Source organism: Pseudomonas asplenii (assembly GCF_001293465.1).
GTDB classification, from domain to species: Bacteria; Pseudomonadota; Gammaproteobacteria; order Pseudomonadales; family Pseudomonadaceae; genus Aquipseudomonas; species Aquipseudomonas fuscovaginae_B.
On record NZ_JSYZ01000004.1, the window covers coordinates 64,974 to 78,016 of the forward strand.

The following is a 13,043-nucleotide window of genomic DNA, read 5'->3' on the forward strand; positions in this document are numbered from 1 at the left end:
CGAAACCAGCGACTGCCGTCAGGGCTTCGCGGATAAATCCGGTGCCCATGGAACCTTGCGCGCAGCCCGTTCAGAGAAGTTTATGACCGTCTATTTCATCGGTGCCGGCCCCGGCGATCCGGAACTCATTACCGTCAAGGGCCAGCGCCTGATCCGCAGTTGCCCGGTGATCATCTATGCCGGCTCACTGGTACCTGCGGCCGTGCTGGAGGGCCATGGCGCCAGCCAGGTGATCAACAGCGCCGAACTGCACCTGGAACAGATCATCGAGTTGATCAGGGCGGCCGATGCCCGCGGCCAGGATGTGGCCCGGGTGCATTCCGGCGACCCCTCGCTGTACGGCGCCATCGGCGAGCAGATTCGCCACCTGCGCGAGCTGGGCATCGCCCACGAAATCGTCCCCGGGGTCACTGCCACCGCTGCCTGCGCGGCCCTGCTCGGTGCCGAGCTGACACTGCCGGATATCTCCCAGAGCGTGATCCTGACTCGTTACGCCGACAAGACCGCGATGCCCGCGGGCGAGGAGCTGGGCGACCTGGCCCGGCACAAGGCGACCATGGCGATTCACCTGGGGGTCAACCATCTGGCGAAGATCGTCGCCGAGCTGCTGCCTCATTACGGCGCGGACTGCCCGGTTGCGGTGATTCACCGCGCCACCTGGCCCGACCAGGACTGGGTACAGGGCACATTGGCGGACATCCAGGCCAAGGTCGAGGCCAAGGGATTTCGGCGCACGGCGCTGATCCTGGTGGGACGGGTACTGGGCAGCGACCATTTCAGCGAATCATCCCTGTATCGGGCCGGTCATGCCCACTTGTATCGACCCTGAACAGGCGGAGAAAAGAACGATGCCCGAACCGACGTTTTCCGGAGCCAAGCTGGCACTGCTCTGCGGCGATCAGTTGTTGACCTACCTGCGCGACATGAAGGACGGCATCCCCTACCCTGGCCACTGGGACTTTGCCGGCGGTGGCCGCGAAGGCGAGGAAACCCCGAGCGAATGCGCGCTGAGGGAACTGGACGAGGAGTTCTCCCTGCGGATCGGCGCCGAACGCATCGAGTGGGCGCGACGCTACCCCAGCGTCACCCAGCCAGGCAGCCACTCATGGTTTCTGGTGGGGCAACTGGTCCCGGCGGAGATCGAGGCGATCCATTTTGGCGATGAGGGACAGTACTGGCGGATGATGCCGATTGCCGAGTACCTGGAGCATCCGCTGGGGGTGCCGTATCTGCAGGAGCGGTTGCGCGATTACCTGCGGGGGCGCTAGCGAGCTTCAGGACGCATTCGCGGACTTGCCCGCGAATGGGCCGACACAGGCACCACAAATCCTGCCCCCAATAAAAAACGGTGCTCACGGGCACCGTTTCTTGCGACTCAAGGCAACGAACGCCCTGCTACCGGACTCAGTAGTAGGCGTTTTCTTTCTGCGTATGGTCGGTCACATCACGCACACCCTTGAGCTCGGGCACGCGTTCGAGCAAGGTGCGCTCGATCCCTTCCTTCAATGTCACGTCCGCCTGGCCGCAGCCCTGGCAACCGCCACCGAACTGCAGCACGGCGATGCCGTCGTCGACCACGTCGATCAGGCTGACCTGGCCGCCGTGGCTGGCCAGCCCCGGGTTGATCTCGGTTTGCAGGTAGTAGTTGATGCGCTCGTTGATCGGGCTGTCGGCATTGACCATCGGCACCTTGGCGTTCGGCGCCTTGATGGTCAGTTGGCCGCCCATGCGGTCGGTGGCGTAGTCGACCACCGCGTCATCGAGGAACGCCTCGCTGAACGAATCGATCCAGGCGGTGAAACTTTTCAGGCCCAGCGCGGTGTCTTCCGGTTTTTCCTCGCCCGGCTTGCAGTAGGCAATGCAGGTCTCGGCGTACTGGGTGCCCGGCTGGGTAATGAAGATGCGGATGCCGATCCCTGGAGTGTTCTGCTTCGACAGCAGGTCCGCCAGATAATCGTGGGCGGCATCGGTAATGGTTATGGCGCTCATGGAATCTCCTCACAGATTGCTGTCAGTCTACGCCAAATCGCGCCACTCGACAAAGTCCTAGTATTTTTGTCGGAAAAGCATCGAGACCCCATTCGTCGAACCGACCAGCAGCGCCGAGAAAATCAGTGCGCTCGCCAGCCAACCCGCCGGACTTGGCCAGACCCCCAGCAGCAGGATCGAGCCGAGAATGCCAAAGACCGGAATCAGCAATGACAGCGGCGCCACCCGGGACAACGGGTACTCGCGCAACAGCAGGTTCCAGCCCCAGTAGCTCAGGTGCGTGGCACCATACACCTGAAACGCCAGCGAGCCCAGCAGGCCGGTGCCGATCTGCCCCGGCAGTTCGACGAAGGGTGTCACGCCGCCCCGGAGCCAGGCCAGCAGCAACAGTGGCAACGGTGCGAACAGGCTGGCCCAGAGGACAAAGGCAAACACCTCCTTGACCCGTGACAGCTTGATCAGCACGTTGCCCAGGCTCCAGGCCACGGCGCTCAATACCACCAGCAGCAGGCCGGCCCTGCTCGCCCCCACCGGGCTGCCGAACAGCACGCAGGCCAACCCCAGGGCCGCCAGCAGCGCGCCGACGAGTTGGGACGCTTTCAGCGTCTCGCGAAACAGCAGCACGCCCCAGCCCAGGGTAAAGAAGGCGCTGGTCTGGATCAGCAACGAAGCCGTCCCCGGCGGCACTCCCAGGCTGATGCCGAAGTTGATCAGGCCCCACATGGCAACGCCGAAAATCATCCCGTAGGCGGCTATCCAGCCCATGGCCACCTGCGGACGGCGGATGAAAAACACCCCCGGCAGCGCCGCCAGGGTGAAACGCAACGCGGTCAGCAGCAAGGGATCGACCCGCGCCAGGCCGAGCTTGGTGACAGGGAAATTCAGGCCCCAGACCGCCGTGACCAGCACGGCGAGCAACAGGTGTTTTTTCTGCATGGCAAACCATCCGGATAATCAGTTCCGGGCTACTTTGCCCGCAGGTGCAATGGCCCGCTTGCAGCTCAAGGCCAGATAAGGATAAAAATGGGCCAAAGATCAACCCCTGCCCCTTTATCCCATGCCCGACTTCTACCCGAGCAGCACCCAGAACGTCATCGTCACCCGTCATGACTACCGTGACGGCCAGCGATTCGACTCGCACCGCCACGAACGCGGCCAGTTCGCCTATGCCGCGTGTGGCGTGATCACCGTATTCACCGACGACGGTGACTGGGTGGTGCCGCCGGGACGCGCCGTCTGGGTGCCCGCGGACCTGCCGCACGCCATGTGCATGCGCGGCCCGGTGACCATGCTCAACGCCTATGTCCTGGCCGAAACCGGGCAGCGCCTGGCACTGGCCGGGCAGTGCCAGGTCCTGGAGGTTTCCGAGCTGCTGCGCCAGTTGCTGGCACAGGCGGCCGAGGTTGGCAGCAACGGCGGCGGCAATGAGCGTGACAGCTATCTGCTGGGCCTGCTGCTCCACGAGATGGCCCGGATGCCCCGGCTGGCACTGAACGCGCCGCTGCCCCGGGAGCCTCGCCTGGCGCGGATCTGCCGCCGCCTGCTGGACCAGCCCTCACTGGAGGTCGCCATCGACGACATGGCCCGTGACGCCGGCATGAGCCGCCGCACCTTCACCCGACTGTTCCGCCAGCATACCGGGGTCAGCTTTGTCGAATGGCGCCAGCAGGCCTGCCTGCTGGCGGCCGTGGTGCGCCTGGGCAACGGCGAAGCCGTGACCCGGGTCGCCCTGGAGCTGGGCTACAGCAGCCCTGGCGCCTTTGCCACGGTCTTTCGGCGGGCGCTGGGGGCGTCCCCCAGTCGCTACTTTCAGCAGGACACGCCCTACAGGTTCTCGTAGCGGTTCATGTCCAGCACACCGGCATTCACCGGGTCGGTTTCCTTGAGGTACGTCGTCAGGTCGTGGAAATAGAACCAGAACTGCGGGTGGCTGCGACGAATGCCCCAGCGCTGGACGATCTGCTCGAACGCCGCCGCGTCCCGGGCCTGCTCCATGGCATCGACGAACGCGGTCACCTGCTCGGCCGGCACGTTGAACATGAAGTTCGGATAGCTGCTCAATACGCCGGGGTAGATGGTCACGGTATCCAGGCCCGGCTGGTAGCGGTAGGCCTCGCCGAGCATGAATGCGACGTTACTGTGGGCCCGGTTGCGCAGCAGGCTGTAGACCTCGCGTTTGCCGCCACGGGTCTCGACGCGCAGCATCGTCGCCTCCGGCAGTTGGTCGATCACCTTGAGCCCGGCCGCCGGGCGCGAAGCCAGCCGGCTCAGGGACTGTTCGGCCTCCTGCAGCGCCGGGTCGATATTGGGCCGCGAGCAGTAGGCGCCGTCACAACGGTTGATCGGGTCCGGGTGGACGTTGAGATCGCCGTAGCGCGCCAGCAACTGCCTGGCAAAGTCGAGTTTCGGGTCCTTGCCATGGAGCTTCAGCGCGCTCGGCTTGCTGTCGTCGATACGCTCGTAATCCAGCCACATCTTGATCTTGCCGCTGTTCTGGTACCAGTCGTCGAGATAGCCATCGCGCGAATCCGCCGGCATCAGACGCAGGAAGTTCTGCTCGGCGCCGTTGCGGATCAGGTCGAAGTACAGCCGGGTCTGGGCCTGGTGCGAAACGTTGCCGAACACGTCGAAGTTCACCGCCAACTGATAGTAGGTGCGTTCCAGCAGCGGGTAGTCGAACAGCCACAGGGTCTGCGGGACTTCGCCGATCAGCCCCTTGCTGACCGTGGCGCTGTCGAAATGCCGGAAAATGCTCAGCAAGGCGTTGTCATTGCCGGCCCACAGGCTCGACCAACTCGGTGCCGGCACGGCGGCATAGGCTTCGGTGCGCAGCGACTCGTATTCGTTGCGCTTGTCCCGGTAGGCCAGCCACAGGCTCAGCACGCTGCCGACATCGTCGTTCTGCCCGGGCATCGCCAGCAGCGGCGTGGCCTTGCCCCGATAGCTCGGGTCGGTGATGTACAGATCATGCTCCGGCGCCTGGAAGAGCGCCCAGAAGTTGTCACGGATCACGTCGGTTGCAATCTGCCCGCGGCAGACCGGCCCGCGGATGAAGGTGTCGACGAAATACTCGGCATTGTCGAGCATGAACTGGTAGCGCGCCGCGGCCGGGATCGCCTCGAAGGTCTCGAACGGATTGGCCCGGCGCTGCGGGCCATAGCCCGGCAAGGCGCTGACCTGCCAGTTGCCGCTGTAGAACAGGGTCTTGATCCGCGCCATCTTCGCCGCGTTGAGGGCATAGGTGATGTGGGTCTTGTGGACGATCGCCCCCTGCACCGGCCACAGGCGGTAGTAGACCTGGGTGCCGGGATCGTCATTGGGGCGCCGGGTGTTGATCAGGTCGATCGGCTGGCCGCTGGGCGTACGCGAACGCACCCACTGGTAGAAGTGCCCGGATTCGCCGCCATCGAAATAGATGTGGGCCAGGAACCAGTGCTCGTACAGCCAGCGCGCCACCAGGCTTTCCCGGGCGCCCGGGGCGTTGAGCAGGTTTTCCCACTGGCTGATCTGCTGCGCCTCGCGGGCCGTCGGCGCCAGCGGCTGGGCATCCATCGGCGCACCGAGCGCCAGCCAGGCGCGCAGGGTCTGGTACTGGCGGTCGGTCAGGCCGGTCACCGCCAGCGGCATGCCTTCCCGGGGGTGGGCACTGGCATAACCGTCGAACTCCTCGGGCAACGGGCACAGGTTCTGCCGGTTCAGGCCCAGCACGATGTCGTCCGGCAATTTGGCATTGGGCTGCAACGGCGTGCGGTGCCCCAGTTCCAGCATGCGCGCCATCAGCGCCGCCTGGCTGCCCTGGGCATCGAGCACCGAATAGAACTTCTTCTGACGCCACTGCAACGGGGTCTGCGCATCGATATACAGACGTGTCGGCTTGAGCGCCTTGCTGCGGTCGCCATCATAGACCGGCAGCTTCGACGCCCCCCGCGCCGCCCCCTCGGCGCTGCCCAGGTTGAGCTGGCAGGCGGAGTCGTAGCAGGCGTGGCAGGCCACGCACTTCTCGGTGAAGATCGGTTGTATATCACGGGTGTAGGAAATCGCAGGGGCCGGGCTTTGCGCCTGAGTGACACTGCTGAACAGCAGCAGTAAGAAAACACTGACAAAGCGATGCGACATATCCCTGGTCCTGGAAGTAAAAAAACGCGCTGATTCTACCCTGTCGCCAAGGTTTCAACATGAGCGATTTTCATGGAAAAGCCCAACATGCTCTCAAACCGTACAGCTTTGCTATCATCGCGGCTCTTTTTGTATCCGTCTTTCCAGGTAGTCCCATGTCCGACCGCAGCGCTCGCCTCAACGCTCTCCAGCAGGCCCTCAAAGAACGCATCCTGATTCTTGATGGCGGCATGGGCACCATGATCCAGAGCTACAAGCTCGAGGAGCAGGACTATCGCGGCAAGCGCTTCGCCGACTGGCCGAGCGACGTCAAGGGCAACAACGACCTGCTGGTCATCACCCGTCCGGATGTGATCGGTTCGATCGAGAAAGCCTACCTGGATGCCGGTGCCGACATCCTGGAGACCAACACCTTCAACGCCACCCGCGTCTCCCAGGCCGACTACGGCATGGAAGAGCTGGTCTACGAACTGAACGTTGAAGGTGCGCGCCTGGCCCGCCAGGTGGCCGACGCGAAAACCCTGGAAACCCCGGACCGGCCACGCTTCGTCGCCGGCGTCCTCGGCCCGACCAGCCGTACCTGCTCGCTGTCGCCGGACGTGAACAACCCCGGCTACCGCAACGTCACCTTCGACGAACTGGTGGAGAACTACACCGAGGCCACCCGTGGCCTGATCGAAGGCGGCTCGGACCTGATCCTGATCGAGACCATCTTCGACACCCTCAACGCCAAGGCGGCGATCTTCGCCGTCCAGGGTGTCTTCGAGGAACTGGGCTTCGAACTGCCGATCATGATCTCCGGGACCATCACCGATGCCTCCGGCCGTACCCTGTCGGGCCAGACCACCGAAGCATTCTGGAACTCCGTGGCCCACGCCAAGCCGATCTCCGTCGGCCTGAACTGCGCCCTCGGCGCCAGCGAACTGCGCCCGTACCTGGAAGAGCTGTCGGACAAGGCCAGCACCCACGTCTCCGCCCACCCCAACGCCGGCCTGCCGAACGAATTCGGCGAGTACGACGAGTTGCCCGAGGCAATGGCCAAGGTGGTCGAGGAATTCGCCCAGAGCGGCTTCCTGAACATCGTCGGCGGCTGCTGCGGCACCACTCCGGCGCATATCGCGGCGATCGCCCAGGCGGTCTCGGCGTATGCGCCGCGAGTGATACCGGACATTCCCAAGGCCTGTCGCCTGTCCGGCCTGGAGCCGTTCACCATCGATCGTCAGTCGTTGTTCGTCAACGTCGGCGAGCGGACCAACATCACCGGTTCCGCCAAGTTCGCCCGGCTGATCCGCGAGGAGAACTACACCGAAGCCCTCGAAGTCGCCCTGCAGCAGGTGGAAGCCGGCGCCCAGGTGATCGACATCAACATGGACGAGGGCATGCTCGACTCGAAGAAGGCGATGGTCACCTTCCTCAACCTGATCGCCAGCGAGCCGGATATCTCCCGCGTGCCGATCATGATCGACTCCTCCAAGTGGGAAGTGATCGAGGCCGGCCTCAAGTGCATCCAGGGCAAGGGCATCGTCAACTCCATCAGCATGAAGGAAGGCGTCGAGCAGTTCATTCATCACGCCAGGCTGTGCAAGCGCTACGGCGCCGCCGTGGTGGTGATGGCCTTCGACGAGGTCGGCCAGGCCGATACCGAGGCGCGCAAGAAGGAAATCTGCAAGCGCTCCTATGACATCCTGGTCAATGAAGTGGGCTTCCCGCCGGAAGACATCATCTTCGACCCGAACATCTTCGCCGTTGCCACCGGCATCGAGGAACACAACAACTACGCGGTCGACTTCATCAACGCCTGCGCCTATATCCGCGACGAGCTGCCCTATGCCCTGAGCAGCGGCGGCGTGTCCAACGTGTCGTTCTCGTTCCGCGGCAACAACCCGGTGCGCGAGGCGATCCACTCGGTGTTCCTGCTGTACGCGATCCGCGCCGGCCTGACCATGGGTATCGTCAACGCCGGCCAGCTGGAGATCTACGACCAGATCCCGCTGGAGTTGCGCAACGCGGTGGAGGACGTGATCCTCAACCGCACGCCGGAGGGCACCGACGCCCTGCTCGCCATCGCCGACCAGTACAAGGGCGACGGCGCCGCCAAGGAAGCCGAAACCGAGGAGTGGCGCGGCTGGGACGTCAACAAGCGCCTGGAGCACGCCCTGGTCAAGGGCATCACCACCCATATCGTCGAGGACACCGAGGAATCGCGCCTGTCCTTCGCCCGCCCGATCGAAGTCATCGAAGGCCCGCTGATGGCCGGCATGAACATCGTTGGCGACCTGTTCGGCGCCGGCAAGATGTTCCTGCCCCAGGTGGTCAAGTCCGCCCGGGTGATGAAGCAGGCGGTGGCGCACCTGATTCCGTTCATCGAACTGGAGAAAGGCGACAAGCCGGAAGCCAAGGGCAAGATCCTGATGGCCACGGTCAAGGGCGACGTGCACGACATCGGCAAGAACATCGTCGGCGTGGTGCTGGGCTGTAACGGCTACGACATCGTCGACCTCGGTGTGATGGTCCCGGCGGAGAAGATCCTGCAGGTGGCCCGCGAGGAAAAATGCGACATCATCGGCCTGTCCGGGCTGATCACCCCGTCGCTGGACGAAATGGTCCACGTGGCCCGGGAGATGCAGCGCCAGGACTTCCACCTGCCGCTGATGATCGGCGGCGCGACCACCTCCAAGGCGCACACCGCGGTGAAGATCGAACCGCGCTACAGCAACGACGCAGTGGTCTACGTGACCGACGCCTCGCGTGCCGTCGGCGTGGCCACCCAACTGCTGTCCAAGGAGCTCAAGGCCGGTTTCGTCCAGCGCACCCGCGAGGAATACATCGAGGTCCGCGAGCGTACCGCCAACCGCAGCGCCCGCACCGAACGCCTGAGCTACGCCGCCTCGATCGCGAAGAAGCCGCAGTTCGACTGGAGCGGGTACCAGCCGGTCAAACCGACCTTCACCGGCACCCGCGTACTGGACAATATCGACCTGCGCACCCTGGCCGAGTACATCGACTGGACGCCGTTCTTCATCTCCTGGGACCTGGCCGGCAAGTTCCCGCGCATCCTCGAGGATGAAGTGGTCGGCGAAGCCGCTACCGCGCTGTACAAGGATGCCCGGGAGATGCTCGACAAGCTGATCGACGAGAAGCTGATCAGCGCCCGTGCCGTGTTCGGCTTCTGGCCGGCCAACCAGGTACAGGACGACGACATCCAGCTGTACGGTGACGAGGGTCAGCCTCTGGCCAGGCTGCATCACCTGCGCCAGCAGACCATCAAGACCGACGGCAAGCCGAACTTCTCCCTGGCCGACTTCGTCGCACCACAGGGCAGCGGCCTCACCGACTACGTCGGCGGTTTCATCACCACCGCCGGCATCGGCGCCGAGGAAGTCGCCGAGGCCTACCAGGACAAGGGCGACGACTACAACTCGATCATGGTCAAGGCCCTCGCCGACCGCCTGGCCGAGGCCTGCGCCGAGTGGCTGCACGAACAGGTGCGCAAGGAGCACTGGGGTTATGCCAAGGACGAACAGCTGGACAACGAGGCGCTGATCAAGGAGCAGTACAGCGGGATCCGCCCTGCCCCCGGCTATCCGGCCTGCCCGGATCACACCGAGAAGGCCACCCTGTTCAGCCTGCTGGACCCCGAGGCCAGCGAAGGCAAGGCCGGTCGCAGCGGCGTGTTCCTCACCGAGCACTACGCGATGTTCCCGGCGGCGGCGGTCAGCGGCTGGTACTTCGCCCATCCGCAGGCACAGTATTTCGCCGTGGGCAAGGTCGACAAGGACCAGATCGAAAGCTACACCGCGCGCAAGGGCCAGGACCTGGCCGTCAGCGAGCGCTGGCTGGCACCGAACCTGGGTTACGACAACTGACGCGGTCCGCGGGCAAGCCCGGCTCAGTTGCTGTCAACCACACCTGATCGCCCCCACGTTCGCGCATGGGAAGGTCTCACCGCACGCCCGGCGACCACCGCGGAAATTGTCTATGCTCTCCACACACAGACCTGTGTGGAGGGCTTTATGGACGACCCTATCAATAACAAGCCACCGACCTTCTGGCAGATGCTGCACAGTGTGATGGCGGCGGCGTTCGGCGTGCAGAGCGGGAAAAACCGCGCCCGCGACTTCACCCACGGCAAGCCCAGCCATTTCGTGATCCTGGGCATCCTGTTCACCGCCGTGTTCGCCTTGACCCTGCTGGGTATCGTCAAGCTGGTGTTGCACTTCGCCGGCGCCTGATGCGCACGAGACTTCGCGGCTCCCCGCTCCTTCGGGGAACCGCGTGCTGCTGCATCCGACTACACCCCTTTCATTCCTGAGCCCCACAACGGACTGCACACAGACCCGGGAACGACCTTCAGTTCAGGCCAGGCCAAACGGCCCGATCACTGATGACTGACCCAGAACACCGCCGTGACCACCACCAGGATGATCAGGAACAGGATGGCCCAGGCATCGACCGCGCTGTCGCTTTTCCTTGTCTTGGTTGGATTGCTCATCGCATCGCCTCTTGTAGATTTTGTCGGTGATTGCTCGAAGACTCATCGACAGTTAAGACCACAATTGTCCCCACCACAACCAAGGGCTTTGCGGCTTCGCGGAGCATATCGATTTTGGTTATGTTCATATTCAAAAACATCATTTTTGCACATAACCGCAAACTGCTATCTTTCGCCGGCTCCCCCTGGGAGTGCGCGGCCGTGCGCGCGGAATTGTTCAGGTCTGGCGACGGTGTCTTGCCCTCGACAGACCTATAAAGCCTGAAAACAGGATCAATATGTACGTATACGACGAGTACGATCAGCGAATCATCGAGGACCGCGTCAAGCAGTTCCGTGATCAGACCCGACGCTATCTGGCGGGCGAACTGAGCGAAGAAGAGTTCCGCCCCCTGCGCCTGCAAAATGGCCTCTACATCCAGCGCTTCGCGCCGATGCTGCGGGTCGCCGTGCCCTACGGCCAACTGAGTTCGCGCCAGACGCGGATGATGGCCAAGATCGCCCGCGACTATGACAAGGGCTACGCCCACATCAGTACCCGGCAGAATATCCAGTTCAACTGGCCGGCGCTGGAAGACGTTCCGGATATCCTCGAGGAACTCGCCACCGTGCAGATGCACGCGATCCAGACCAGTGGCAACTGCCTGCGCAACGTCACCACCGACCAGTTCGCCGGCGTCGCCGCCGACGAGCTGATCGACCCGCGCCCCTGGTGCGAAATCGTCCGCCAGTGGACCACCTTCCACCCGGAATTCGCCTACCTGCCGCGCAAGTTCAAGATCGCCATCAACGGCTCGAGTTCCGACCGTGCGGCCATCGAAGTCCATGATATCGGCCTGGAAGCGGTGTACAACGCCGCCGGCGAGCTGGGCTTCCGGGTCCTGGTCGGCGGTGGCCTGGGCCGTACCCCGGTGGTCGGTGCCTTCATCAACGAGTTCCTGCCGTGGCAGGACCTGCTGAGCTACCTCGACGCCATCCTGCGTGTGTACAACCGCTATGGCCGTCGTGACAACAAGTACAAGGCGCGGATCAAGATCCTGGTCAAGGCCCTGACCCCGGAAGTCTTCGCCGAGAAGGTCGAGGCCGAGATGGTCCACCTGCGTGGCGGCCAGACCACCCTGACCGAAGCCGAAGTGCAGCGGATCGCCAAACACTTCGTCGGCCCCGACTACAAGGTGCTGCAAGACCAGGCTGCCGAACTGGCGGCACTGGACCAGCAGCACCCGGGCTTTGCCCGCTGGCGCGTGCGCAACACCCTCGCGCACAAGAAGCCGGGTTATGTCGCCGTGACCCTGTCGCTGAAGCCGACCGGCGTTGCCCCGGGCGATGTCACCGACAAGCAGTTCGACGCGATCTCCGATCTCGCCGACCGCTACAGCTTCGGCCAACTGCGCACCTCCCACGAGCAGAACATCATTCTCGCCGACGTCGAGCAGAGCAAGCTGTTCGAACTGTGGGGTGAACTGCGCGAATACGGTTTCGCCACGCCGAACATCGGCCTGCTGACCGATATCATCTGCTGCCCGGGCGGCGACTTCTGCTCCCTGGCGAACGCCAAGTCGATCCCGATCGCCGAGTCCATCCAACGCCGTTTCGACGACCTGGACTACCTGTTCGACATCGGCGAACTGGACCTGAACATCTCCGGCTGCATGAACGCCTGCGGCCACCACCACGTCGGCCATATCGGCATTCTCGGGGTGGACAAGAAAGGTGAAGAGTTCTACCAGGTTTCCCTCGGCGGCAGCGCCAGCCGCGACGCCAGCCTGGGCAAGATCCTCGGCCCGTCCTTCGCCCAGGACGACATGCCCGACGTGATCTCGAAGCTGATCGACGTGTACGTGGAACAGCGTACCGAAGACGAGCGCTTCATCGACACCTACCAACGTATCGGCATCGACCTCTTCAAGGAACGCGTCTATGCAGCGAATCATTAAGAACAACCAGGTGGTCGACGAGACCTGGCACCTGCTGCCCAAGGACGCGACCCTCGACGGCATCACCAACTGCGACGACCTGATCGTCCCGCTGGCCCTGTGGCGCGACCACGGCCATGCCCTCAAGGCCCGCGACGGCGGCCTGGGCGTGTGGCTGGACGCCGACGAGGAAGCCGAGGAGATCGGCGACGACGTCAAGCACTTCCAGGTGATCGCCCTGAACTTCCCGGCCTTCACCGATGGGCGCAACTACTCCAACGCCCGCCTGCTGCGCGACCGCTACGGTTTCAAGGGTGAACTGCGGGCGATCGGCGACGTGCTGCGCGACCAGCTGTTCTACCTGCATCGCTGCGGGTTCGATGCCTTTGCCCTGCGTGCCGACAAGGACCCGTATGAAGCCCTGGAAAGCCTCAAGGACTTCTCGGTGACCTACCAGGCCGCCACCGACGAACCGCTGCCGCTGTTCCGTCGTCGCTGAAACGCCGTGGTCCGGGCTCGCCAGAGCCCGG

Annotated in this window: 10 protein-coding genes; 7 read left to right on the plus strand and 3 right to left on the minus strand. The window is 63.8% G+C overall.

The features are described from left to right. Nucleotides 1–82 precede the first annotated feature (82 nt). Together cobM and PF66_RS06875 are read left to right on the plus strand one after the other, a co-directional pair. Entirely contained in the window at nucleotides 83–829 is a 747-nt protein-coding gene (gene cobM / locus PF66_RS06870; RefSeq protein WP_054058160.1) for a precorrin-4 C(11)-methyltransferase, read from the plus strand. 19 nt (nucleotides 830–848) lie between these two features. Then, complete coding sequence (locus tag PF66_RS06875) at nucleotides 849–1,268, plus strand: NUDIX hydrolase (RefSeq protein ID WP_054062238.1); 420 nt, start codon at nucleotides 849–851, stop codon at nucleotides 1,266–1,268. A 136-nt stretch (nucleotides 1,269–1,404) separates the two neighbouring features. On the opposite strand, the gene nfuA is transcribed toward PF66_RS06875, so the two are convergent. Next, a complete protein-coding gene (gene nfuA / locus PF66_RS06880; protein WP_054058162.1) occupies nucleotides 1,405–1,989 on the minus strand; it encodes a Fe-S biogenesis protein NfuA in 585 nt (194 codons plus the stop codon). Nucleotides 1,990–2,046: 57 nt separating this feature from the next. Further along, nucleotides 2,047–2,925: an EamA family transporter gene (locus PF66_RS06885; protein WP_054062239.1), complete on the minus strand. Its 879-nt coding sequence runs from the start codon at nucleotides 2,923–2,925 to the stop codon at nucleotides 2,047–2,049. A gap of 121 nt (nucleotides 2,926–3,046) precedes the next feature. Between PF66_RS06885 and PF66_RS06890 the strand changes: the two genes are divergently transcribed. Next, nucleotides 3,047–3,829 (plus strand): AraC family transcriptional regulator, encoded by a 783-nt coding sequence (locus tag PF66_RS06890; protein ID WP_054062240.1) that lies wholly within the window; start codon nucleotides 3,047–3,049, stop codon nucleotides 3,827–3,829. Here PF66_RS06890 and PF66_RS06895 read toward each other — a convergent pair. Then, nucleotides 3,814–6,105 carry a fatty acid cis/trans isomerase gene (locus tag PF66_RS06895; RefSeq protein ID WP_054058165.1) on the minus strand — a complete coding sequence of 764 codons (2,292 nt, stop codon included), beginning with the start codon at nucleotides 6,103–6,105 and terminating at the stop codon, nucleotides 3,814–3,816. The genes PF66_RS06890 and PF66_RS06895 overlap by 16 nt on opposite strands. A gap of 155 nt (nucleotides 6,106–6,260) precedes the next feature. On the opposite strand from PF66_RS06895, the gene metH reads away from it, so the two are divergent. The 4 genes from metH (at nucleotide 6,261) to PF66_RS06915 (ending at nucleotide 13,012) form a co-directional block, all read left to right on the plus strand. Next, nucleotides 6,261–9,971: a methionine synthase gene (gene metH, locus PF66_RS06900; RefSeq protein ID WP_054062241.1), complete on the plus strand. Its 3,711-nt coding sequence runs from the start codon at nucleotides 6,261–6,263 to the stop codon at nucleotides 9,969–9,971. A gap of 147 nt (nucleotides 9,972–10,118) precedes the next feature. Continuing rightward, nucleotides 10,119–10,337 (plus strand): DUF2970 domain-containing protein, encoded by a 219-nt coding sequence (locus PF66_RS06905; RefSeq protein ID WP_054062242.1) that lies wholly within the window; start codon nucleotides 10,119–10,121, stop codon nucleotides 10,335–10,337. Nucleotides 10,338–10,875: 538 nt separating this feature from the next. Beyond that, a complete protein-coding gene (locus tag PF66_RS06910) occupies nucleotides 10,876–12,534 on the plus strand; it encodes a nitrite/sulfite reductase (protein ID WP_054058168.1) in 1,659 nt (552 codons plus the stop codon). Beyond that, nucleotides 12,518–13,012, plus strand: a complete 495-nt coding sequence (locus PF66_RS06915; protein WP_054058169.1) for a DUF934 domain-containing protein — start codon at nucleotides 12,518–12,520, stop codon at nucleotides 13,010–13,012. Before PF66_RS06910 ends, PF66_RS06915 begins: the two co-directional genes overlap by 17 nt. Nucleotides 13,013–13,043: the final 31 nt, after the last annotated feature.

Bases quoted from the DNA above. Each gene is read 5' to 3' on its own strand.
- cobM (WP_054058160.1), top strand. From the start codon at position 83: ATGACCGTCTATTTCATCGGTGCCGGCCCCGGCGATCCGGAACTCATT.
- PF66_RS06875 (WP_054062238.1), top strand. From the start codon at position 849: ATGCCCGAACCGACGTTTTCCGGAGCCAAGCTGGCACTGCTCTGCGGC.
- nfuA (WP_054058162.1), bottom strand. From the start codon at position 1,989: ATGAGCGCCATAACCATTACCGATGCCGCCCACGATTATCTGGCGGAC.
- PF66_RS06885 (WP_054062239.1), bottom strand. From the start codon at position 2,925: ATGCAGAAAAAACACCTGTTGCTCGCCGTGCTGGTCACGGCGGTCTGG.
- PF66_RS06890 (WP_054062240.1), top strand. From the start codon at position 3,047: ATGCCCGACTTCTACCCGAGCAGCACCCAGAACGTCATCGTCACCCGT.
- PF66_RS06895 (WP_054058165.1), bottom strand. From the start codon at position 6,105: ATGTCGCATCGCTTTGTCAGTGTTTTCTTACTGCTGCTGTTCAGCAGT.
- metH (WP_054062241.1), top strand. From the start codon at position 6,261: ATGTCCGACCGCAGCGCTCGCCTCAACGCTCTCCAGCAGGCCCTCAAA.
- PF66_RS06905 (WP_054062242.1), top strand. From the start codon at position 10,119: ATGGACGACCCTATCAATAACAAGCCACCGACCTTCTGGCAGATGCTG.
- PF66_RS06910 (WP_054058168.1), top strand. From the start codon at position 10,876: ATGTACGTATACGACGAGTACGATCAGCGAATCATCGAGGACCGCGTC.
- PF66_RS06915 (WP_054058169.1), top strand. From the start codon at position 12,518: ATGCAGCGAATCATTAAGAACAACCAGGTGGTCGACGAGACCTGGCAC.